Source organism: Larkinella humicola (genome assembly GCF_008727875.1).
In the GTDB taxonomy this organism is placed as follows: domain Bacteria; phylum Bacteroidota; class Bacteroidia; order Cytophagales; family Spirosomataceae; genus Larkinella; species Larkinella humicola.
Genome location: NZ_VTWS01000008.1, coordinates 135910 through 159064, shown reverse-complemented (window position 1 = coordinate 159064; position 23155 = coordinate 135910). Strand labels below are relative to the sequence as shown.

The following is a 23155-nucleotide window of genomic DNA, read 5'->3' as shown; positions in this document are numbered from 1 at the left end:
CCGTTGCCCTCGTGCACACCCCGACCCTTTATGAAAAAATGGCTTCTGTTCGTTTGCTTGTTCGTTTCCCTGCCTGGCGTTGCGGTGTTGGCCCAAACGCCGGTCGACTACGTCTGGTGGAACCCCGCCCAATCCGACTTTCCGGTGATCGAAGGACAAGCCTGGCGTGGAAAAGACATCCTGAGTCCCTACGACCGGTTGCCCGCTGAAGCCGAAAAAAGTGTTCGGAAAGCCGTCTGGGATTTGTCGCGCAATGCCGCCGGACTGATGATCCGCTTCCGGGCCAGCACCGACCGGATCACGGTTCGCTACGTCGTAAGCGGGAAACAGAGCATGCCGCACATGCCCGCAACCGGCGTCAGTGGTGTTGATCTCTACGCCGGTAACAGCGACGGCGACTGGCTGTGGTGCAACGGAAAATATGCGTTTGGCGACACGATCCAGTATCAGTTTGCCAACCTGGAACCGAATGATGCCTACCACCAGAAAGGCCGCGAATACCGCCTGTATCTGCCGCTTTACAACTCCGTTCAGTGGCTCGAAATCGGGGTTCCGAAAGGCGTCACGCTCACGCCCCTGCCCGTACGGGTCGATAAACCCATCGTCGTTTACGGAACCTCCATTGCACAGGGTGGTTGTGCCTCGCGGGCTGGTATGGCCTGGACGTCTATTTTGGGGCGCAAAATGGACCGGCCCCTGATCAATCTGGCGTTTTCCGGCAACGGTCGGCTGGAAAAAGAAGTGGTGGATCGGGTGGCGCAGATCGAGGCCAAAATCTACGTCCTGGATTGCCTGCCCAACCTGGTTGCCAACGCCGACCGCAAGCTGGAAGACGTCTATACCCTCATTGTGGAAGCCGTTAAAAACCTGCGGAGCAAACAGCCGACGACGCCCATTTTACTGGTCGAACACGCGGGCTACACCGACGGGGGCGTCAGTCCGCTCCGGCGGAAATATTACACGGATGTCAATGAGGTGATGCGAAAGGCCTTCACGCAGTTGAAAGGGGAAGGCTTCGGGCAATTGTATCTGTTGCCCAAATCACAAATCAACCTGGATTCGGACGCGATGGTGGACGGCACACACCCGTCTGATCTGGGCATGCAGCAATACGCGGAAGCCTACGAACGGAGTCTGCGCAGTATTCTCAACGAACCGTCCGGAACGGTTTCGACCACAAAACCGCGCACCCAATCCCGCGATTCCCGGATTTACGACTGGCAGACCCGCCACCACGAAATTCTGGCCCGACTGAAAACCCACCCGCCCCGAATCGTTTATCTGGGGAACTCCATCACACACTACTGGGGTGGTGAACCCATTGCGCCCCGTGCGGCTGGCGCCGATTCCTGGAAAACCGGGTTGGAACCGCTGGGGGTTCAGAACATGGGCTATGGCTGGGATCGCATTGAAAATGTGCTCTGGCGGGTATACCACGGCGAACTGGATGGCTATTCTGCCTCCCAGGTGGTGCTGATGATCGGAACGAATAACCTGCAGCACAACTCGGATGCGGAGATCACCGCCGGACTGAAGTTTCTGGTGCAGGCCATCAAAGTACGGCAACCCACGGCCGACATTCTGCTGATCGGGATTTTGCCGCGCCGAAATGAGGAAAAACGACTCACGGTTCTCAACGAAGACCTGGCGCAGATGGCCGGGGAAGCCAACATTCACTTTGCCCAGCCCGGTTTGGTTTTCCTGAAACCGGACGGCAAAATTGACGAAGCACTTTTCAGTGACGGGTTGCATCCCAACGCGGAAGGCTACCGGCAATTTGCGGCCAAACTCCAGCCTTTGCTGAAAGCTCCGGAACCGGTTTTGAAAACGAAGAAAGCCAGTCGCTGAACGATAAACGTTCATCCGACGAAGCCTAACAGGCTTACCTGTGGATAACCCCGGATGCAATCCGGGGGTCTCAATCGGTGCTTTCTGCCTGCCGGATGTGCGGACTTTTAATCTCCTTTTTCCCCAGTTTATATGAAAACGTGAGCCGGATGTGCTGGTTTTGCAAACGGTAAGTCTGGAGCTGATGGAAGGATTCGGCTGTTGTCTCTTCCCGAATAAACGTAAACGGTGTCAGGATGGTATCCAGTCGCAGGCTCAGATTAAACCGCTCATTGGCTGATTTTTTACTGACCGTCAAACTGTAATACGTCCAGCCCGACCGGTAGCCCTGCAACCGGAGGTTGTTCGCATCGAAAAAACCGTAGACATAGACGCTGAATCCTTTGGGAAATTTATACGTCCCGTTTACCACCAGCTCCCGCGTCAAGCCGCGATTGGATAGCGCCAGCACCCGGCTTTCCAGCCAGACATACTGGAGCGTGAGCGTTGCCCCCAGCGACAGTTTCGGCGACGGTTTCCAGGTCAGGTTGGTCGACAGCCCCAGCCGTCGATTCCGGCCGATGTTCTGCCAGGTATTTTCAAAAACACCGTCGGGCCGGGCCGTTCGGATGCCCTCAATGCTGTTGCGGTTGTGGTTGTAAAACAGGGCCACATCCGTGAATAACCGGGCTGTGTTTCGGGAATAGTTCAATTGATACCGGCGGGTAATTTCCGGACGCAGGTAGGGATTTCCAAATTGAATGGTGAGTGAATCGCTGTTGTTTACGGTTGGGTTCAGGTAGGAAAAATAGGGCCGCACCAGTTTGAGCGTATAGCCCAGCTTCAACGTACTTTCCTTGCTGAGGTTTCGGCTGATCAACAGGTTGGGAACCAGGTTGTCGAACGAAGGAATCCGGAGCGCCGTGTCTTTGAAGGCGGCTGTCAGATCGGTTTTTTCGTAACGCATCCCGGCTACAAGCTGCCATTTTTCAATTTTAAACTGGAAACTGGTGTAGAAGGCATACACGGAACTCTGGTAGGAGAACGCATTCGATCGAACCGGGTCGTTGGTATAGGATTGATTGTCAATGTTATAAATCCCGAACTGACTATCGCTATTGAGATTCTTCCGGGTGAATTTGCCTCCGGTTTCCCACTTCAGGTGATCATTGACCGTTTGCGAATAATCCGCCTGGAGAGCCAGGTCGCGGTTGGCGGTTTTACTGTCGAAATTCTCCCGGTAATCGGGGCTGCCGACGCCGGGTTGTTCCAGGTCATAGCGGCTGGTGCCTGTAAACCGGAAAAAGATGCCCAAAAATGAAAACTCCTTCTTTTTATCTTTTGACGTGCCGGTATACCCCACATTGAGCGTTCCGCCTTCATTCCCGATCGGGGTGTTGAGGTTGCGCCGGAAGGTGGGAATGAGCACACCGTTTTCTGCGTAAAAATGATCCGAAACCGTGTGCGTTTCGATGCCTGACCACCGGAGCCGGTACCCCACGTTGAGGGTGTTGTTTGAGTCCAGACTGTAAAGCACATTCGCCCCACCGAAGAAATAGTCACCCGTTTGCCGGGATTCGCTTTTCTGGACGAGGCTGAATCCGCCGGTTTCCCGTTCCAGCACCGCGCCATTCCGGTTCTGGTAAAGCTGGTGAAAACCGTCTGCTTTCAGGAGCCATTTGCCGCGTTTGTGCTGAAAATCAGCCATCAGGTTTGCGCTTCGGTTGCCCAAAACGCCACTCAGGTTGCCATTGGTGGCATTCGACTGGTTTTTGCGGGTAATGATGTTCACAACGCCGTCGGTTCCTTCGGCCTCGTAGCGGGCGGACGGATGGGTGATGACCTCCACCTTGACAATACTTTCTCCGCTCAGGGATTTCAGCGCATCGGCCACCGACGAGCCGTACATTTCGGACGGTTTTCCGTCGATGAAGACCCGGATTCGTGAACTGCCACGCATCGAAAGCGAACCGCCCGGATCGACGGACAGGAGCGGAACCTTCTGCAAAATATCCGCAGCGCTACTCCCGGCAATGGGCGGTAAACTTTCCACATTAAACGTGATGCCATCCGCCCGCGTTTCTACCAGCGGTTTTTGCCCGCGTACCGTGACTGTTTGCAAGGTTTTTACATCCAGGCTTACCGTCAGAATCCCGGCATTCCGCGACGGTGTCCGGGCGTCGATTACCCAGCTTGCCGTTTGAAATGGCCGGTAGCCCACGGCACTGAACGCCAGATGGTAGGTGCCATAGACCAGGTTTTTCAGTTCAAAATACCCCAGACTGTCCGTCAGCGTTCCATCGACCCGCTGATTCTTCCGGAACAGCGAAACCGTCGCCAGTGATACCGGTTTTCCGGTGGTGGAATCCCGGAAAAAGCCGGTTAGAACGCCCCGACGATCAGCGGTTTGTGCCTGCAAATGCAGTGAACCGATCACGGCAAGAAGTAGCAGGAGAACCCGTGATTTCATGAGAAAAGGGGTGTGATGAGGGAAAAAACCGGGCAATCGTTATCCCGCCCGGCCCATAGCCGGGAAACAAGGAGGTCCATTTGGCAGAATTTAGGGAGTCACCGGATAGTTCGGAATGTTCCTGCCGAGGTAGATGTTACGTTCGCCTTTGTACATGTTGCCGACATCAACCAGTTTCACTATACCGCTGCCGCCCCGGTTTTCGAGCTTTTGGCGTTTTTCGGCCGTCAGCAGCGGATCGTCGTCAAACAGAAACTCATCGATGTAATATTCATTAAGCCCTGGTTCTTTGATGGTAATGTGGATGTGGGCTGGTTCGTTGCGACCGGGATAAGGAGCTGGTCGGAGCGTGCCGAATTTATAAAAACCGTTCCCGTCGGTTCGCATCCAGCCCCGGATGGAACCGTGGCGTTTTTCCCAGCCTTTGGCATCGGCTTTGGCGGTATAATGCCCGGTTTCGTCGGTGTGGTAGATGTACAGGATAACACCGGCTGCGGGGGTTCCATCGGCTTTGTAGACGGTCCCGTTGATACCCAACGGTTTTTTGCCGTCCCAGGTAACACCCGGGAGTTGGATGAAGCTTTTCAGTTTTTCGACCGGGATGGTATTTTCAAAAATCGCTTCGCAGCCTTCGCAGGGGCCGCCCACTTTGGCCGTTTGGCTGAATGCGTTCAGAACGCTGAAAAGGAGGGTGATGAATACTGGAAAAGGATGCTTTTTCATGGTCGTTTGGCGGAATGGTAACGGGTTCTGACACAAACCAACCCGATAAATCCGTCATTCTAAAAATTAGTAGAGCAACGACCGGGAAAGTAGATAAACCGCAGGCCCCAATCCTTTCCTCTACTTTTTGGGTCGTTGGTCGATATAATTTTTAATCCACTCGCCTTTTGTATTCATTTACAGTCGACTACCACCCGGCGGTCTCACGTCAAGACCCGTTTTCAGCATGGACTTTCTGGACCGATCCATCAAACTGCCGCTTTCCAACCGAACTGTTCCGGTCAAATATGCGCTGGTTCATGCGGGCTACTGGATCCTGATTACCGGTTTTTTTCTCTACGAAAAAAGGTACCTGATCTACAAAGCCAGTCTGTCGTATTTTGCCCTTTGCGTTGTGGTCCGCATCGGGATGCTGATTGGAATCGCGTATCTGAACCTGCACTATTTCCTGCCCCGCTATTTGCTGAAAAAACGGTATGCCCGGTATTTTTCGATGGTGCTGCTTTCCATCCTCGGCTACCTGATTTTTCAGGGGCTTTTTGACTATTACCTCTACGGCTACGTCCTCGGACCGATGCGCAACAGCAACTGGGCCGAAACGCTTTCCTACAATTTTTTCAGTACACTCTGGTATCTGGGTCTCATGGTGGCCCTGAAACTGAGCATCGACTGGTATGAACAGCAGCGGATGTTGCAGCGGATCGTGGTCGAGAAACTACAGGCCGAAGTCAACTTTCTGCGGTCGCAGGTGAATCCCCATTTTCTGTTCAATATCCTGAATAATCTGTACGCCCTGACGCTCAAGAAATCCGAGCTGGCCCCGGAAATGGTGCTGAAATTGTCGGAAATGATGGAATACATGCTTTATGACAGCGACAATGCCTACGTGCCGCTGGAAAAGGAAATTAGCTATTTGCAGAATTACATCGACCTGGAGCGCATCCGGTACCGCGAGTATTCGGACATCAGCCTGAAAATCGACGGCAACACCAACGGCCAGGAAATCGCCCCGCTGTTGCTGTTGCCCCTGGTCGAGAATGCCATCAAACACGGTGTGGGCAAACAGGCTGCAAACGCCCGGTTACACAGCACGCTGTACGTCAACCCGTCCGAAGTGCAATTTACGGTGGAGAACAGCAAACCGGCGGCCAGTCCCAAAGCCGAAAAAGGCGGTATTGGTCTGGACAACCTTCGCAAACGACTGGAACTGCTGTACCCCGGTCGGTATACGTTTCAGACTGAAGACCGACCGGAGAGCTACAAGGCGTCACTGCGTATTGTATTTTCTGCGATAAATTGAGCTGGCCACACCTGCAAGGTCTTCAAGACCTTACAGGTGTAATCTATTAAAACTTGAAAACCATGAAAACACGGCTTCATTTGAAACTGCTAAAAAAGAGCATTCTGATCGTTCTGGCAGCCGGGTTTATGCAGGCGACTTCACCGGAACCGGCGGTTTATTTCGCCACCACCCCCTGCGACGGCATTCCCCGAATGTGGTTGTCGATTCCGGCCACGGCCGACTGTGAAATGATCCAATGGAACCTGGCGCTCCAGCGGGATCCGCGCAATCAGGCACCCACGTTTTACAAACTCAGCTACGCATATGGCATTTCGAAGCCCTCGACACAGACCCTGATGAATAACGGAACACGGGGCGTGAAAGAGGGCCAATGGAGCCTGGTAAAGGATCGCAAAAACCGGGACCTGTACCGGTTGACGCCAACGGCACCCGATGCCCCCATTTCTCTGGTAAAGCTGGATGACAGGCTGCTTCACTTGCTGGATCAGGAAGGGAATCTGATGATCGGACACGCGGGCTGGAGCTATACACTAAACAGAAAATGATCATTGTAGGTATGAAAGTTAAAGTGTTATTGTTGTTTCTGCTTGGATTTGCAGGCCAGCCAAACCGCGTCATTGCTCAGGAAACTCGGGCCACCAACGTTCCGACCAAAGCGAGTGTTCGTAACCCGGTGGACAGCGGACCGGCGGTATACGGACGGTTTGACGGGCGGTTTCCCTGCGCCGAAATTGCGAAAGACTGGAAGGTGACCGTCGGCCCGGAATGTACGAAAGTAAAATGGAGTCTCACCTTGTTTCAAGACCCGAAAACCGGCCAGCCAACCACCTACAAACTCCGCGGAACCTTAGACCGGTCGGCGGCTCGGGAGGGAAAATGGGCGCTGGTGCACGGCACGAAAACCGACCCGGAAGCGGTTGTGTACCAACTGGATTCGGATAAACCGGAGGTGTCTGTTTATCTGTTGAAAGGCGATGAACATGTGTTGTTCGTGCTGGATCAGGAACGAAATTTCAGGGTTGGGGATTCGTATTTGAGCTATACCCTAAACCGGATCGTTAATTGATTGGCAATATCTTATGCTGAACTGCATAGTGATCGATGATGAGCCGCTGGCGCGTGGCATTCTGGAAGATTACCTTCGCCGGTTGCCTTTCGTTGGATCGATCCACCCCTTCGAAACGGCCCGGGCTGCGCTGGCGTACTGTAAAAACCACGAAGCCGATGTGCTGTTTCTGGATATTGAAATGCCCGAAATGAACGGCATCGAGTTTCTGAACCGGATCGCCGGTGCGGCCTTGCCCCACCCGCCCATCACGGTTTTTACGACGGCCTACCGCGACTATGCGTTTGAAGGCTTTGAGCTGGGTGTCATTGATTTTCTGTTGAAACCCATTTCGTACCCCCGGTTTTTGCTCGCCATGGAAAAGATCCGGGACTTTTTGGCCCTGAAAGACCAAAACGCTAATATTGAAGAAAACGCGCAGGAAGCCCCGCTGGGGTCGGTTTTTGTGAAAAGCGGGGTGCAGCGGATCAAGCTGAACTTTGACGAGGTGACCCACATTCAAGGCTTGAAAGATTACGCCATTATTTACACCAACACCGGCAAAATCGTCCTGAAAGGCTCCATCAAATTCATGCACGACATTTTTCCGAAAAACCGGTTTCTGCGGGTTCACAAATCGTTCATCGTGGCCGTTTCGAGAATCACCCGGATCGAGCGGAACCGGCTGGTGGTGAACGGTAATCAGATTCCCGTCGGGCGAAATTACAAGGACGAAGTGGAGCAGGTGTTGTTGAATCGAAAAAGATGAAAGAGTGGAGACAAGAGAATAGAAACCATCGAAACATCACTAATTTCCGGTCTCTACTCTCTTGTCTTTGCTCTCACGTCTATTCTCACTCTTTCGTCACCACCTCATCCAGATTCAGCATCGTGTTGGCCGTAACTGCCAAAGCCGCCAGTTCGGGCGTGCCGTCGGTGCAGGCCAGCAGCTTCCGGGCTTCTTCGGGCTGTTGCTGGTAATGCGTTTTTGTCGTGCGGTATAACTGGGTGAGCACGGCCAGCTTGGCAGGGGAAAGCGGTCGGAGCATGATGCGCTGAAAACCGGCCTGAATCTGCTGTTCCGGTGTTTTTCCCTGATACCGCATCCAGTCGGCCAAGTGCTGGGCGGCTTCCACGTACACCGGGTCGTTGAGCGTCACCAGCGCCTGCAGGGGCGTGTTGGTTCGCAACCGGCGCAACTGGCAGAATTCCCGGCTGGGACTGTCAAACGTGATCATCGACGGATACGGGGCCGTCCGTTTCCAGTACGTATACAAGGCCCGGCGGTAGCGGTCTTCGCCCTGACTCAGCTTCCAGCTTTCCGGGCTGTAGGGCGATTGCCAGATGCCGTCGGGCTGGATGGGCATGACGCTGGGGCCAAACTGTTTCTTGCTCAGTAACCCGGTGGTTGCCAGCGCCTGATCGCGCACCTGCTCCGCCGTCAGCCGAACGCGGGGTCCCCGCATCAGCATTTTGTTCCAGGGGTCCAGAGCCAACGCTTCGGGCGAAACATTGGAACGTTGGCGATAGGTAGCGGAAAGAACCATACGCCGGAGCAGTTTCTTGACGCTCCAGTGATCGGTCTCCATGAACTCCACCGCCAGCCAGTCCAGCAACTCGCGGTGCGTTGGCGGGATGCCCTGCGTGCCCACATCCTCGACGGTTTCGACAATACCGGTTCCGAACAACTGCTCCCAGAAGCGGTTGACGGCCACCCGCGCCGTCAGCGGATGCTGACGACTCACCATCCAGCGGGCCAGACCCAGGCGGTTTCGGGGCAGATCGGCCGGCATCGGCGGCAGTGATTTGGGAACGTCGGCACGGACTTTCTTGCCCTTCACCAGCCAGTTTCCGCGCTCAAAGACGAAGGTTTCCCGCACCTGATCGCCAACGCCCTCCTGCATCACCGGAACCAGTTCGGCTTTGGCATTCAGAATTTCGGTCAGTTTGTGATCCATCTCACCCAGGGCGGTTTCCGGCTGGCCCGGCAAGGCGGGCTGCACCGAAACCCACTTGACCATCACCCATTCTTTCGGGTTTTTCGGACTGCTGAGCGTCAGGAACAGGTGATGCCGCCCCGACACTTTGGGAAGCGCGAAGACCAGCGTGGTGTCTCTCCACGGACTCCCGGTTTTCGGAACCGGCTGTTGGGTCAAAACCGGCCCGTTTACGCTGTCCTGACGAATGGTCATCACGGCATCTTCGGCCTTGGTACCCCACGCCAGAATCAGGCGGTTTTTTCCATTGAGGTCCATGTTTTTGATCCGCGCCGACCCGCCGTCCTGAATGGCGGTATACATCGCACCCATCAGCGACGCCTTCACGTACTGATCGAAACTGTGCGAATTGACTTTGGGTTCGGTGAGTCGTGTGAACCGATTGGCGGTTTTCACCTGCTGCGGATTCGTTGCGTGTTGACTGACCCAGGCGTTTAATTCCTGCACTTTGACGGAATCGGCTTCCTTGTAAAACCGCAAAGTCGGCGTGTCGCTGGGCACGTCTTCGTCGCGGGTGTTGTTGAAGAACGCCAGGTATTTGTAATACTCCTCGTGCGTAAACGGATCGTAGGGGTGGCTGTGGCACTGCACGCAGCCAAAGGTAGTGCCCTGCCAGACGTCCCAGGTCGTGTTGACCCGGTCCAGAACCGCAGCCACGCGAAACTCTTCATCCTGCGTTCCGCCTTCGTCGTTGGTCATCGTGTTGCGGTGAAAGGCGGTCGCAATCAACGGATTATCAATTAACGATTCGTTATTATCGGTTTTTCCGTTGGGGTCTGTTAACAAATCGCCCGCCAGTTGTTCGATGGTAAACTGGTCGAACGGTTTGTCTTCGTTGAAAGCTTTGATAAGCCAGTCGCGATACCGCCACATGGGCCGCGCCAGATCGGCCTCGTAACCTTTGGTGTCGGCATAGCGGGCCAGATCGAGCCACATGCCGGTCCAGCGTTCGCCGTAAGCCGGAGATTTCAGCGTGCGATCCACCATTTTTTCGTAGGCATCCGGTGAAGTATCCTTCAGAAAATCAGTTACTTCCTGTTCCGTCGGTGGCAAGCCGGTCAGATCGAGCGACACCCGGCGGATGAGCGTGGCGCGGTCGGCTTCGGGAGACGGTTTTAGCACCGGAGCAAATTCTTTATCCTGCGAAACCTTATTCAGCACGAAGTGATCGATCTCGTTTTTTGCCCAGTTTAATTCGTCGCTTTCAACGATTCCAAGCCGTGACCAGAACGTTCCGATTTGGGGTACTTCCGGTTTGTCAACGGGTTGATAGGCCCAGTGGTTGCCCCATTCGGCGCCCTGATCGATCCAGTCGCGGAGCAACTCAATTTCTTCCTTTTTCAGTGGGGGAGCCTCCAACGGCATGCGTTCGTCCGGGTCGGTGAGCGTGAGCCGGCGAATCAGCTCGCTGGCGTCGGCATTGCCGGGAACAATGGCGTGTTTGCCGGATTTGGCGGCCGCGAGGGCTTCGTGTTCGAAGAGGAGACTAAAATTCGATGCTTTCTTGACGCCACCGTGGCAGGCAATGCAATTTTTGTTGAGCAGCGGTTTGATTTGCGTGTTAAAATCGACACGATCTTCCCGGACGGTCAGCCAGACCACGGAGGACAGGGTGAGCAGAACAACGAGGGCAAGACTTAGTCGGAAGAGTGGTTTCATAAATCGAGAAAGTATTGCGCTTCGTGCTTTTTTCAGAAAAGGCGAAAACCGTCGGAAAATACTAAATAAACCTGAATTATGTGATTTTATCCCAGATTTTGGGTGAGTTCGGTACCGGGCAGAATTGTCGTAATGGCTAGCTGGCGCGCCCAATGAGTTGGTAAAACCGGGCGCGGTAGGTGTCCGAAACCGGAATGAGGGCCTGCTGAATGGTGATGCGGTCACGTTCGATGGATTCGATTTTGTCGAGAGCCACGAGCCAGGACTTGTGCACCCGGCAAAACCGGTGTCGCGGCAGGCATCGCTCCAGATCGCCGAAGGTTTCCAGCGTCATGATTTTTTCGGTGCGCAGGTGAATGCGCCGGTAGTCGCGCATGCCTTCAATGTACAGAATGTCATCAAAAGCGACTTTCTGGAGCCGGTATTCGGTTTTGACAAACAGAAACGGAGGGTGGTTTTCGATCGGGGCGGTTTTCACGCCTTCCTGCGCGCGGGTCACGGCCTGTAAAAACCGGTCAAACGTATACGGTTTTAACAGGTAATCAACGACTTGCAAGTCAAAGGCCTTGAGTGCGTACTGATCGAAAGCCGTGGTCAGGATCACGGCGGGGCGTTTGGGAAGGGCTTCCAGCAACTGGATTCCCGAAAAACCGTCCATTTCAATATCCAGAAAGACCAGATCGATGGGCTCCCGTTGCAGGATCGGAATGGCCTCCAGCCCATTGTCGATGGCATGGCTCAGGGTTAGAAACGGCACTCGTTGCACGTACGCTTTGAGCCGCAGCATCGCCAGGGGTTCATCTTCAATAAGCAGACAGTTCATGCGCTTTTACGGGTAGCAACAGGGTAACGCGGTATTCATCTTCCGTCGCCTGAATTGTTAATGTATACCGATCCTGGTATAAAAGGGTTAACCGCTGCCGGATCAGGTCATTGCCCAAACCGCCGGGCGTACCCAACCCGGTTTTGCCGGGGTCGACGACGTTGACGCACTGGAACCGGATCTGCCTTTCGTCGATCGAAATCTGAATGCGGATCGCGTCGCTGACCTTCTTGTTGGTCGCATACTTGAACGCATTTTCAAGATACGGCACAAAAAGCATCGGTGCAATGAGCACATCATCGGTTGGGCCGTCGATTTGCAGTTTCACAAAGCGTTCATTGGTGGTTCGGATTTTCTGCAAGTCGATGTACTTTCGGATGTAGTCCAGTTCCTGCGTCAACGGAATCAGGTCGGCCTGGGTTTCATACAACACAAACCGGAGCAGATCAGAGAGTTTGTTGAGATACAACGACGCTCTTGGTGCATCGTGTTCGATCAGAATGTCGATGTTATTCAGGGTATTGAACAGAAAATGGGGATTGATCTGTGCTTTCAGTAAAGCCAGTTCGGTCCGCAGCGTCTTGTTCGCCAGGGTTTCTTTGACGTGAATATCCGCATACCAGGCAATGAAGCCCCGGATGGATGTACCCAAAATGCCGTTGACCAGAGCAATTAGCGAGAGGATGATAAACAGGATTTGCAGATCATTTACGGAGAGCCTGATGAGGAAAAAATTTTCAAAGACCACCGAAAGCAGGACCGAAAGGGCCACCGCAATCAACGCTATAATTCCCCCGGTGACAGCAATCGTAACCACCAGTCCCCATCGGACGAATTTCTGTATCTTTTGGGTTGGCAGGTAGGCAGGAACCAGCCACGAATAAAAGGCGTAGAAACTAATCAATCCGGTTAGCAGCGAAATCGCCAGGATGGTCAGCCAGTCCTCCCAATCCCTGAATGCCAATTCAGGCGTTTCGTTGGATAGGGCAAAAAGCAACGAAACTACCACCGCATAGAGGAGCCAGTAGCCCACGTGCAGGAGAATAACCGTTGACTTTCTCATCGTTTCGTGGCGAAGAAATACCCCGCAATGGCTTCCGCTTCGGCTAGATTGATGCTGACACCACTCATATTCGCGGTAATGGCCACAACCAGATCATTTTCCGGATACAGCAGCAGAAACGTCCGGCCCCCGTCGATCAGTCCGCCGTGGTGAATGAGCTTCCGGTTCTGCCGGTCGGTGCCGTTGCGCCAGCCCAGACCATACTGCGTGTTTTTGCCATCCAGCAGGTGTTGGGGGGCAAAGAGCAAGGCTACCGTTTCTTTCCGAAGCGAGGTGTTCCGGATCAACCCTCCGCCCAGTTTCACCAGATCGACGGGCGTTGACAAAAGCCCGCCACCGGCCCATTTATAACTGTTGTCGACGGCCGCAGCATGAACCAGTTTCTTGTTGCGGTGTTCGTAAAACCGCACCCGGTTGGTCACGATGCTGTCGCTGTAGTCGGCGCCGGTGTTGGTCATCGCCAGGGGAGTGAAAACCGCCGTCTGCATGTACGACAAATACTCCGTCTGGCTCGCACCTTCGATCACCGCACTCAGCAGCGAATACCCATAGGTCGAGTAAGTATAGGCCGTACCCGGCTTGAACAGCAGGCTGTCCTGGCTGAAGATCGCCAGACCTTCCTGCACCGTGGCATACCGTTTGGGGCAAGCCAGCGGGTCGCTGTTCCGATAATGCCGGATGCCGGCGGTGTGCGTTGCCAACTGCCGGCTGGTGAACGGGTATTTTTTGGCCGGGAACGTCGGCACATACTGCTGAACCGGCGCGTCGAGATCCAGCTTTCCATCCTCCACCAGTTTTCCGATGGCCAGTGATGTCATAGATTTGGAGACCGAACCCATGCGGAATTTCGTGTCGATCGTCACGGGCAACCGCGCTTCCAGATCGGCGAAGCCGAAGCCTTCCGCCCAGAGAATTTTGTCGCTCGTGCCAACCGCCACCGAGAGTCCCGGGATGTCCTGCCGGTTTCGCAGGGAATCGACAAAGTGTTCGGCCCGCTGGATGGCCTGCCGGTAGGCCTTGTCTTTGATGGGGCCTTTGGGCTGTCCCAAAACCGGGTGGAGGGAAAGCAGGGAAATGAGGAAGAGAAGCTTTTTCATGATGCGAACAGTCTGGTTTTAAACTTGCATCAAAATTGGAAGAACTCCGCGCCGACTCAAAAATAGTTCTGCCAACCGGGGTAAATTGCCTGCAAAAAAACGGTTTCAGCCCGCTTCCAGATTTTACTACGTGATGAAAGCCCGCAGGACTGCACAATCCCGGCTGCGGCTGTCTACGTAATGACCAGATCGTATTTGGTTAGTAAACCGGGCAGACTGTGGAGCGAAAACCTGGTCTTTTTCAGCTTGTTCTGCTCCGGGTCCAGAACCAGGTTGTAGGAAGTTGAAAAGTCGGCCTGCGTCAGGGTGTTGTTGATAAACACCGCCGATTCCAGGTTACAGTCTTTGAAAACCGCCCCGTTCAATTCGCAATTGATAAAACTGGCCCCTTTCAGCCCGCAACTTTCAAACTTCGTTTTTTTCAGGTTTCGGTTGAAAAAGTAGGTCTGATCGAGGTTGCAGGCCTGAAAACCAACCGCGAAGGCAAACGGGTTACAATGCTCAAAGTTAACGCCAAGCAGTTTGCATTGCAGAAATTGAACCTCATTGAGCCTGGTATCTTTCAGTAGGGCCGCATCCAGCGTGCAGTTTTCAAACCGGCAGTTGACCAGGTTCGCATGTGAAAGGATGGCTTTGGAAAGCGTAAGATTCTGGAACGTACATTCCTCAAAATCCTGGTAAGCCCACTGGGCCGGGGCTCCCGTAGTCGGGTCAAAAATGTGGTTGAAAATATCCATGTAACGGGTTGTATGAACGGGGCCGTAGCAAACGGCCAGGGGGTAAAAATACGGATGCAACCGGAAGAAAAGAGGCTCAACCTTAAAAAAAGTCCCCCGACGAAGCGGTTTCATCGGGGGAGCTGGTCTGGAAGCGGTGTGGAACCGCTCCGTTATTTTTTCAGGGTCGCCAGAAACTCGACCACATCGCGGATTTCCCGTTTGGACAGAATGTAGCCCATCGGCGGCATGCTGGAGGGGAGGTTTTCGCGTTTGTCGATTCGGGCGACCGGCACTTTCAGGGGTTCGGCTTCAGACGTTTTCAGAACCAGCTCGTGCGCGTTTTCGGCGTTGAGAACACCACTGACGGTTTGTCCATCCTTTAGCGTTAGCGAAACCATGCCAAAACCGGGTGCCAGTCGCGCACTCGGCTCAATGAGCGCTTGCAGAATCTGCTCCCGGGTCAGCACATCGCCGATGCCTGTCAGCGACGGCCCAACGGCTCCGCCTTGTCCACCAATGGCGTGACAGCGAACGCATTGTGCCGTGGAGTTGGTATTGAAAATCCGGCGACCCGCCTGCGCATTTCCGCCAAACAGCGCATCCTGGTATTCTGCGACGCCGGTGCCGGTTCCGCGAAGCGGAGCCAGTTTGGCAATCAGAGCCGCTGATTTGGTGGAATCCACGGCTTCACCGAGTTCCAGCGCCAGGCTGGCCGGTAGTTGCTTGCTGATCATTTTATCGATGACACCAGCCAGAATCGGTTCGGTTTTTGCCGCGGGCATGCTCCCCAGAACGCGCAGCAGTTGCTGTTGTTCTTTCACGGTTCCCTTTTCAAAAATTGCTTTTGAAACGTCTGCCAACGCTTCCGTCGACAGATTCAGACCACTGACCAGACCCAGGGCCGTGGTGCGAACATCGGGATCGGCGTCGTTCATGCCCTTTCTGATCACCGTCTCAATCGCCGGGTATTTCAACTGATGCAAAGCCGTCAGCATGGCCGACCGAACTTCGGCGGATTGGCTTTCGTCCATAATTTTGGCGAGGCTGGCGGCTTTGTCGGTTATGCCTAAATTGCTCACCATCTGCGAAATTGCCACCAAAACCGTGGGGTCGGTTTCCTGCAAAAAGACATCGGCCTGCTCCTGAATTTTGGCTTTCACCATCGCCGGATTTCGTTCAACAACACCCCGGTAGCGTCCGTCGACGCGGTCCAGCGGGGACGGTTTGGCCCAGGTTCCGAGGGTCGCCAGGGCTTCGGCCCGCAGTTCCTTGTCCACGTCTTTGCGTTTGGCAAAGGCAATCAGCGTGTTCAGTTGCTCGTCGGTACCCACCCGCAGGGCCGCGTTGATGGCCCGGCGCAGGAGCGGTTCGGACGTAAACCGGGTATCTTTCAGCGTAGCCGCCAGGGCCGGTAATGCCTTTTCGATGGACAAATCGTCGTTAATGGCGCGAGCCGCTTCCGTCGCGATGTATTCGTCTTTGTCCTGCAAAAACAGCGCAACTTTTTCGCTACTCAACCGGCGCAAAACCAAAACCGCAGCCAGGCGCAGGGATTTGTTGGGATTGTTGGCCAGTGCCACCAGTGGTTCAACCTGCCCGATGCGCGACAGGGCCAAAACCGCAGCGTGACGCAGATACACATCCTCGTCGTTGTTGGCCTTGATCAGGTCCAGCAGCGGTTCGATGGCGGGCTGGTATTTGATGCGGCCCAATGCCTGAGCGCCAAAGAATTTTACGCGCGGGTTTTGGCTCGTCAGCAAAGGAATCAGCAGCGGCCCGGCTTCCGAAGCAGCCGCGTCGCCGAGGACTTTGGCGGTTTGGGCCACGATTTCGAGATCCGCATCTTTCAGCAAGGGAAGGAGGGAAGCCGTGTAGGATTTGTCCTGCCGTTCCAGTTGCCCCAAGCCCCAGATGCCGTGAATCCGGGCCAGTTGGTTGCCGGTTTGTGACACGGCTTTCTGCAACACAACCGCTCCTTTGGCCCCGCGTTTGACGAGTTCAAACTGCGATTTCTGGCGAATGCGCATGTCCGGGTTCGACAGCAGCGACAACAGCAGGTCGTCCGTTTGCGTCCCGTAGTTCAACACCATCAGGCGTTTCGTTTCGGCCCGCAATGCTTTCAGGTCGTTTTTGTCGTCGGTTACATCCAGTTTCCAGACCCGTCCGTAATTTTTGGCGTCCCAGCCGTTGATCCAGTCGGCGATGTACAAAGCCCCATCGGGGCCAAACCGGATACCGGTGGGCAAAATCCCGTTCAGAATATTCTTCTCGCCATCGAGCACGAACGATGCGCCTTTCGGTTTCAGGCCAAACGACCAGATGGGCGAGCGGGCCGGATTCCCCACGAATTCGACCAGGAAAAATTTGTTTTTCCATTCCGAACCCAGGGCCGTGCCGGGGTTGTAGACCATGCCGGTCGGGCCGTTGTGGAAGTTCTGAATCGGTGGAATGATGTAAGCCGCCTGACCTTCCCAGCGGGGCGTATACAGTTTCTCGTCCATCCAGACCTTATAACTGTTGTTCTTCGGATCGGTGTATTTGCCATACTGCCAGTTGGACCGCCAGCCCGCATCCGAGCCTTCGACAACGTGAACCAGTCGTTCGCTTTCGCCGGGGTGATCGCCGTCGTTGTCGGAACTGATCAGGTTGCCGTAGTCGTCAAATACAAATTCGTGGGTGTTGCGCAAACCGCCCGCAAATACTTCGAAATCAGTGCCGTCCGGGTTAGACCGGGCGATGATTCCCTCGTTAGGGCGTTTGTGGTTGACGCCTTCGGCGGTGGTGATGTTGGCACCGATGTCGCCGATGTTCCAGTAAATCTTGCCATCCGGTCCTTCAATCGGATTCGACATGCCGTGGCCACCGAAACCGATGTGAACGCCGTAGCCGTGGCTGATCGATGTTTTCTGATCCAGCATACCGTCGCCGTTGGTGTCTTTCAGCCGCCACAAATCCGGAGCAATGGCCACAAACGCGTCTTCGGCCCGGATTAGCAAACCACCCGCTACGTCGGAAACTTCTTCGAAGAAGTCGTTCAGAATCCGGGTTGCTTTGTCGGCAATTCCGTCGCCGGTGGTGTCTTCCAGCCGCCAGACTTCGTCTTTTTCAACGGCAAGGTCTTTCCAGTCGTGGCTGCCGTCGCCGTTGAGGTCTTTCAGCCATTCGTTTTCCTTGCTTTTCTCAGGTGCGAAGGTGCTGCGCAGAAACGCCCGACGTTCCTCAACGGATTGCAGGGCGATGGACGGCGTCATCCAGTCGCGGTGGCCCCGGATGTCGAACTCGGAGTTTTTCTGCCGGTTGGTTCGGGTCAGATACACCCGCCCCTGGTCGTCGATGGACATGGAAACCGGATCGGGCGCCAGCGAATCCGACGCCCAGAGGTCGACTTTGAGTCCATCGGCCAGCTTGATGGCGGTGTTGTCCCGGATTTCTTTCGCCCGGGTGCGGGCGGTCGCCGGATCTTCCTGAACGACCAGCGGTGTGCTGGCGGTTTTGGACGAGCCGGTTGGGCTCATTTTCATGCAGGACACGACTGCGACGGCGAAAAGCCCCGAAATGAGCAGCGGTGTTCGAAAGCGGTTGGGTTGAATCATTGAGTAGTTGTCCCTTCATCTGGTTTTCATCCACGAAGATAAAGGATAAGATCAATGATGTAGCCGGTTTTTCTATTTTTCAGTTACCAGCTTAGCCCTATAGAAGTCACCGCATCAGTAAAAACCGCTCCCAGGCCGGATTCGCGCCGAGTTGTGACAGCAAAACCATCCCTACGCTGGCGTCACCTTCCAGCAAACAGCGTTCTCCGCGATTGGGAAGGGGCGTAACGGACGACACCCCGTCGATTTCCGGGGAGGGCAGGGCCTGGTTCAAGGTGGCATCCAGCCAGTACCGGGCGGTTTCGTCGAAAACCGGGTTCGGGTACCATTTGGCAAATTTGGAAAACAGGTGGCCGAGTCCACTTGAGCCGTGGCAAAAACCCGTGTCGGACACCAGCGTTTCTTTCCGGCTGCGACGGATAGCGGCTTTCAGCATCGTGTGTTCTGCGATCTGTTTCCAGCGGATATTCCCAACGATTTCACCCGCCAGTTGAAACGTGTGCGCGATGCCCGGATCGCCGTAACACCACGCCAGCCGACTGAAGTCATCCCGGGTTTGATCATCCAGAAGTTGTCTGGGAAATACCGCCGGATGGTCGGTGTTGCGGACGCTCCACAACCACTGCAAACCGCCTTCAACCAATCGGGCGCATTGCGGCCAGGCGTAGCCATTCTGGTACAGCAGACTCAGGAGAGCGACGATGCTGGCCGTGCCGTGCGACAAGCCCGGGTTGTAGGAAACCGACTCATCGGCGGGGTTGTTAAAATTTCGAAAGTGCCAGGTGATCGATCCGTCGGTTTTTTTGATGGCTATTCTATCCAGCTGGGCGACGATTTCCGTCAAATAATAGACGATTTCGGGCGTACGAGGGCGTTCCAGGAAATACAGACAAGCTCCTAAACCGGCGTGTAAATAATCGAAACGGCCTTTGCTCAGGTCGTCCATCGAAAGCAGAAAGAGCGGTTCGTCGAGCGCGGCCACAATTTCCTGCGGATCATCCTGACTGTCGGCCAGAAAACCGTGGTTGTGAAGGTGCAGAAAACCCCAGGCAATGCCCGAAATGCCGCCCGCGAAGGTGTGATCGACGGCCCCCGATTGAATGGCGTCGATGCCCGCACTGAGTCGTTCCCAGACCCGACTGTTGTCGGTTAATCCGAACTGACGCTGGTAATACGCTTCAAAAATCGCGTAGCCGACCTGCCCCGATAACAGCGACGGGTTTTCGGCCACCGGTTCGGCCGCCACAGTATCGTATAGTCGGTGGAGTTCCGTTTCAATCCGGGTTTGGGTATCGGTCAACAGTGCGTTCATGGCTGGTAATTACTCCGTGAGTTCGGTGGCTACTTTTTTGAAGTTTCGGAACGTGTACTCATACAGCGTTCGTTCGTCGAAAATGATGTTGCAATTTCCCTGCATACCAATTTGGATGCGCTTATCAAGTCGTTGATAATCGGTGAGTTGCACCTGAACGTTGAAGAGGCCCTTCTCGTCGGGCGTAATCGAAACCTGGCTCACCCGGCCGCGCACGGTTCCCCATTCGTACACCGGGAAGGCATCCAGTTTCAGAATTACCGGCTGCCCGACTTGCACCTGCCCGATGCGCGACGAATTCACCTGCGTGTAGGCGTACAGGGGCGCTTCCTTGTAAATCAGTTTGAGGACAATCGAACTGGCTGCGGCTTCCTTCTCGCCGTCGAAGACAAACGAAACCGTACCGGCTCGCTCGGCTTTCAGAATCAAATGGTTGTTGGCCGTAATTTCATACTTCCCAAACCGCCCTTCAATGCGTTTGTGCATCGCATCCAGCGAGCTGCGGAGCTGCGCGCCCTCGCCCCGGAAGTCGGTATCTTTTTTGGTTAGCTGCTTTTCCAGGCTTACCATTTCCAGCCGTTTGGTCTCGATTTGCTGGCGCAACGTTCGTTCTTCCTGCCCGAAATTCTGCGTCCCCGACTGGTAGGCGGATTGCGCCCGCAACCAAGTGGCCTCGTAAGCATTCAGGTCGTTTTTGCTGATGTCGCCAGTGCGGTATAAATCCTGGTTGATTTTGAAAATCCGCTGCGCGTCTTCCTGCTCAAACTTCAGCTTCACCAGTTCCGACGCCCATTTGTTCCTTTGAACGTCGATCTGCGTTTCTTTCAGCCGGATGTCTTCCCGAATCTGCGCCATTGTCAACTCAATGATCTGCTGTTCTTTGCTGGCCGAAACCGTCCGGTATTTTTCGTATTGACCGACCGCCGTGTTGGCTGCGGAGAAATCGGCCACCAGCGCGGCCACATCCGGGGCACTTACTTCCAGCAAAGGCGCTCCGGCGGCCACGGTTTGACCCGGTTTGACGAAGGTTTTTTCCACGTAAATCGTCGAAGGAAACCGGTACATTGCTTCGGCCACTTCGGATTTGACCACGAACGGCACGGCAATCATGTCCGGAAATTCAATGACAAAACCCATCGCGCCACCGACCACCGTCAACAAAACCGCAAACCAGCCCAGACGACTCAAAATCCGCTGGCGAACGTCGGCAATGGGCGCATCATCGACGTGGTATAAATTCTCGAACTGGGTGATTTCCAGATCAGCTAACAACGGGTTCATGATTTAATAGTCGATGTACGTTTTGATGAAATCGTAGTAAATGCCTTGTTTATCAATTAGTTCGCTGTGGTTGCCTTGTTCGGCGATGGTGCCGCCGTCGAAAACCAGAATCCGGTCCACGTTTTTGAGCGTGTGCAGCCGGTGCGCAATGGAAATGATGGTCTTGCCTTTAAACCGCTCGTAAATGTTGTCCAGAATCTGGCGTTCCGTTTCCACATCCAGCGCGCTGCTGGCTTCGTCGAGAATGATGATGTCGGGTTGGTCGGCCACGAAAAGCCGGGCAAAACCGATCTTCAAAACCTGTCCGCCCGACAGGTTGCTGCCAAAGCTGCCGATCATGTGGTTATAGCCCAAATGATTCGCTTTGACAAACGGGTGCAAATCCGCCAGTTGGGCGGCTTCCGCGATTTGCTCCATCGAAGCCGACAGGTTGGCGCAGCGGATGTTTTCCTTGATGGTATCGTTGAAAACGTAGGTGTCCTGCGGAAACAGGTGAACGTGTTTCCGGAGTGTTTTCGGGTGAATGTTCCGCAGTTCGGTGTCGTCGCAAAAGATTTGGCCTTCGTAGTCGGGATAGAGGTTCATCAGCAGTTTGACGAAGGTGGATTTTCCGGTGCCGTTTCGTCCGACAATTCCGATGCGTTCGCCCTGCCGGATTTCGCAGTTCAGGTTCTTCAACACGTACTTCGCGTCTTTCTGCTGGTAGCGAAACGAAACGTTGTTGAAGCGGATGGACTTCCCTGAAAACCGGGAAACCTGCTCCTGAACATTCGCGGATTCTTCGTCTTCCAGAAAAATCTCGTTGACTTTTCCGAAGCTGACACTGAGTTGCGTCACCATCATCCAGAGCATACTGACGCTGTTGATCGAGTTCATCAGAATCATGAAAATGGCCGTAAACGCCATGTATTGACCAATCGTGAGTTCACCCGTAAAAATCTGGTACGCACCGACCCAATACACCGCAATCTGGCTGAAAATGAAAATCAGCCGCTGCATGGAGTTGATCAAAATCTGCTTTTCCTCGTCGGCCATCACCGAATTGATCGATTCGCGGTGAAGCTGTTTCCAGCGAACGAGTTTGTATTTTTCGAGCGATAGCAGTTTGACGGTTTTGATGCCCAGAACCGTATCCAGAAAACCGCCCAGTGACGCCTGATTTTTGTGGTATACTTTCGACCGCAGGTTTTTAATGATCGGGATAAAATAAACCGTCGTCAACCCATAGGCCACGAAACACACCAGCGCGATGGTCGCCAGTTGCGTGTTGAAACCGAAGAGAATCGGGAAGTAGATCAGCATGAAAAACACATCCAGAAACTGCTGGATGATGATTGGATTGGTCAGCGCCCGGATACCGATGCCTTCCTGAAACCGCGACATGAATTCTTCGCGCTTGCGGCTGTCGTAATACTTCTGTTTCAGCGAAATCAGCCGTTCGAAAAACTTGCCCATGAACTCGGTTTCGAAGCGGAACCGGTAGTGCATCATCAGCATACTGCGCCCGTAGGTCAGCACGACCTGCACGACAAAAACCAGCATCAAACCCGCCAGAATCCCGACCAGCAGCTTTTTGTTCTGGTTGATCAACACGTTGTCGAGCATCGTTTGCGTAAACAGCGGCAACACCAGCCCGACGAGTTCGAGCACCAGCGAAAACAGGAAAATTTCGGCCAGCACGCGCTTGCCTTCCTTCAGAATCGGGAAATACAATTGCCGGAAAACCGACGCCTTTTTCGCCTTGTGTTCGTTGGCAACTTCCTCCAGTTCCGTGTTTTCGAAAAACGTTGAGGTCGGTTTTAACTCCAGAACAATACCGCTGAATTTATTGCAGAATTCGTCTTTTTCGTACCGGGCCTTGCCAAAAGCCGGATCGGCCACGCGCACGTAAGCATCCGTGGCTTCGTACACCACCACGAAATGCTGGCCCTCGTAATGGGCGATGCACGGCAGTTGAATCTTCTGTAAATAGGGATAATCCAGTTCGTAACCTTCCGCCTTGAAACCGAAGCTTTCCGAAATCTCCATCAGGTCATACAAACTGCTTCCTTCGGTGTTGATTTCGGCCAGTTTGGTCAGTTGGTGCCGAACGTCCTGCGCGCCGTAATGCTTGAAAACCATCGCCAGACAGGTGGGGCCGCAATCCATCCCGGCGCTCTGATCGAGGTGCGGAAACCGGTCTACCAGCGCATAAGGGCTCATTTTTCCACCCAGAATGGTTCTCAAAACGTTTTTCATTGGTT

General features: G+C 54.3%; 16 protein-coding genes. 5 read left to right on the top strand and 11 right to left on the bottom strand.

Going from position 1 to position 23155, the window contains the following annotated elements; genetic code table 11:
- The first annotated feature begins 30 nt into the window (after positions 1-30).
- Complete coding sequence (locus F0P93_RS26100; RefSeq protein ID WP_150880669.1) at positions 31-1848, top strand: SGNH/GDSL hydrolase family protein; 1818 nt, start codon at positions 31-33, stop codon at positions 1846-1848.
- Between the two features lie 70 nt (positions 1849-1918).
- On the opposite strand, the gene F0P93_RS26095 is transcribed toward F0P93_RS26100, so the two are convergent.
- Entirely contained in the window at positions 1919-4297 is a 2379-nt protein-coding gene (locus tag F0P93_RS26095; RefSeq protein WP_150880668.1) for a TonB-dependent receptor, read from the bottom strand.
- 90 nt (positions 4298-4387) lie between these two features.
- The gene (locus F0P93_RS26090) at positions 4388-5020 is read right to left on the bottom strand and encodes a dioxygenase family protein (RefSeq protein WP_150880667.1); all 633 of its coding nucleotides are present in this window, start codon (positions 5018-5020) and stop codon (positions 4388-4390) included.
- 226 nt (positions 5021-5246) lie between these two features.
- Between F0P93_RS26090 and F0P93_RS26085 the strand changes: the two genes are divergently transcribed.
- From F0P93_RS26085 to F0P93_RS26070, 4 genes are all read left to right on the top strand, one after another.
- Positions 5247-6320: a sensor histidine kinase gene (locus tag F0P93_RS26085; protein ID WP_150880666.1), complete on the top strand. Its 1074-nt coding sequence runs from the start codon at positions 5247-5249 to the stop codon at positions 6318-6320.
- 62 nt (positions 6321-6382) lie between these two features.
- Positions 6383-6868 (top strand): copper resistance protein NlpE N-terminal domain-containing protein, encoded by a 486-nt coding sequence (locus F0P93_RS26080; RefSeq protein ID WP_150880665.1) that lies wholly within the window; start codon positions 6383-6385, stop codon positions 6866-6868.
- A gap of 11 nt (positions 6869-6879) precedes the next feature.
- On the top strand, positions 6880-7389 hold the full coding sequence (locus tag F0P93_RS26075; RefSeq protein ID WP_191908923.1) for a copper resistance protein NlpE N-terminal domain-containing protein: 510 nt from the start codon (positions 6880-6882) through the stop codon (positions 7387-7389).
- A gap of 13 nt (positions 7390-7402) precedes the next feature.
- Complete coding sequence (locus tag F0P93_RS26070) at positions 7403-8137, top strand: LytR/AlgR family response regulator transcription factor (RefSeq protein WP_150880663.1); 735 nt, start codon at positions 7403-7405, stop codon at positions 8135-8137.
- An 85-nt stretch (positions 8138-8222) separates the two neighbouring features.
- Here F0P93_RS26070 and F0P93_RS26065 read toward each other — a convergent pair whose 3' ends face one another.
- The 9 genes from F0P93_RS26065 to F0P93_RS26025 all read right to left on the bottom strand — a co-directional run bounded on the left by F0P93_RS26065 (position 8223) and on the right by F0P93_RS26025 (position 23150).
- Positions 8223-11024 (bottom strand): DUF1553 domain-containing protein, encoded by a 2802-nt coding sequence (locus tag F0P93_RS26065; protein WP_150880662.1) that lies wholly within the window; start codon positions 11022-11024, stop codon positions 8223-8225.
- Between the two features lie 136 nt (positions 11025-11160).
- Complete coding sequence (locus F0P93_RS26060; RefSeq protein WP_150880661.1) at positions 11161-11847, bottom strand: LytR/AlgR family response regulator transcription factor; 687 nt, start codon at positions 11845-11847, stop codon at positions 11161-11163.
- The gene (locus F0P93_RS26055; RefSeq protein ID WP_150880660.1) at positions 11828-12910 is read right to left on the bottom strand and encodes a sensor histidine kinase; all 1083 of its coding nucleotides are present in this window, start codon (positions 12908-12910) and stop codon (positions 11828-11830) included. The genes F0P93_RS26060 and F0P93_RS26055 overlap by 20 nt, the downstream gene beginning before the upstream one ends.
- On the bottom strand, positions 12907-14007 hold the full coding sequence (locus F0P93_RS26050) for a serine hydrolase domain-containing protein (RefSeq protein WP_150880659.1): 1101 nt from the start codon (positions 14005-14007) through the stop codon (positions 12907-12909). The genes F0P93_RS26055 and F0P93_RS26050 overlap by 4 nt, the downstream gene beginning before the upstream one ends.
- 173 nt (positions 14008-14180) lie before the next feature.
- A complete protein-coding gene (locus F0P93_RS26045; protein WP_225309648.1) occupies positions 14181-14858 on the bottom strand; it encodes a pentapeptide repeat-containing protein in 678 nt (225 codons plus the stop codon).
- 38 nt (positions 14859-14896) lie between these two features.
- Positions 14897-18319: a DUF7133 domain-containing protein gene (locus tag F0P93_RS26040; RefSeq protein WP_150880658.1), complete on the bottom strand. Its 3423-nt coding sequence runs from the start codon at positions 18317-18319 to the stop codon at positions 14897-14899.
- A 106-nt stretch (positions 18320-18425) separates the two neighbouring features.
- Positions 18426-19631 (bottom strand): lanthionine synthetase C family protein, encoded by a 1206-nt coding sequence (locus tag F0P93_RS26035; protein ID WP_150880657.1) that lies wholly within the window; start codon positions 19629-19631, stop codon positions 18426-18428.
- A gap of 9 nt (positions 19632-19640) precedes the next feature.
- Complete coding sequence (locus tag F0P93_RS26030) at positions 19641-20912, bottom strand: HlyD family secretion protein (RefSeq protein ID WP_150880656.1); 1272 nt, start codon at positions 20910-20912, stop codon at positions 19641-19643.
- A gap of 3 nt (positions 20913-20915) precedes the next feature.
- Positions 20916-23150, bottom strand: a complete 2235-nt coding sequence (locus F0P93_RS26025; RefSeq protein WP_191908922.1) for a peptidase domain-containing ABC transporter — start codon at positions 23148-23150, stop codon at positions 20916-20918.
- Between the last annotated feature and the right edge of the window lie 5 nt (positions 23151-23155).

Coding starts and splice junctions, on each gene's coding strand:
- F0P93_RS26100 (WP_150880669.1), top strand. CDS start 31: ATGAAAAAATGGCTTCTGTTCGTTTGCTTGTTCGTTTCCCTGCCTGGC.
- F0P93_RS26095 (WP_150880668.1), bottom strand. CDS start 4,297: ATGAAATCACGGGTTCTCCTGCTACTTCTTGCCGTGATCGGTTCACTG.
- F0P93_RS26090 (WP_150880667.1), bottom strand. CDS start 5,020: ATGAAAAAGCATCCTTTTCCAGTATTCATCACCCTCCTTTTCAGCGTT.
- F0P93_RS26085 (WP_150880666.1), top strand. CDS start 5,247: ATGGACTTTCTGGACCGATCCATCAAACTGCCGCTTTCCAACCGAACT.
- F0P93_RS26080 (WP_150880665.1), top strand. CDS start 6,383: ATGAAAACACGGCTTCATTTGAAACTGCTAAAAAAGAGCATTCTGATC.
- F0P93_RS26075 (WP_191908923.1), top strand. CDS start 6,880: ATGAAAGTTAAAGTGTTATTGTTGTTTCTGCTTGGATTTGCAGGCCAG.
- F0P93_RS26070 (WP_150880663.1), top strand. CDS start 7,403: ATGCTGAACTGCATAGTGATCGATGATGAGCCGCTGGCGCGTGGCATT.
- F0P93_RS26065 (WP_150880662.1), bottom strand. CDS start 11,024: ATGAAACCACTCTTCCGACTAAGTCTTGCCCTCGTTGTTCTGCTCACC.
- F0P93_RS26060 (WP_150880661.1), bottom strand. CDS start 11,847: ATGAACTGTCTGCTTATTGAAGATGAACCCCTGGCGATGCTGCGGCTC.
- F0P93_RS26055 (WP_150880660.1), bottom strand. CDS start 12,910: ATGAGAAAGTCAACGGTTATTCTCCTGCACGTGGGCTACTGGCTCCTC.
- F0P93_RS26050 (WP_150880659.1), bottom strand. CDS start 14,007: ATGAAAAAGCTTCTCTTCCTCATTTCCCTGCTTTCCCTCCACCCGGTT.
- F0P93_RS26045 (WP_225309648.1), bottom strand. CDS start 14,858: ATGAAACCGCTTCGTCGGGGGACTTTTTTTAAGGTTGAGCCTCTTTTC.
- F0P93_RS26040 (WP_150880658.1), bottom strand. CDS start 18,319: ATGATTCAACCCAACCGCTTTCGAACACCGCTGCTCATTTCGGGGCTT.
- F0P93_RS26035 (WP_150880657.1), bottom strand. CDS start 19,631: ATGAACGCACTGTTGACCGATACCCAAACCCGGATTGAAACGGAACTC.
- F0P93_RS26030 (WP_150880656.1), bottom strand. CDS start 20,912: ATGAACCCGTTGTTAGCTGATCTGGAAATCACCCAGTTCGAGAATTTA.
- F0P93_RS26025 (WP_191908922.1), bottom strand. CDS start 23,150: ATGAAAAACGTTTTGAGAACCATTCTGGGTGGAAAAATGAGCCCTTAT.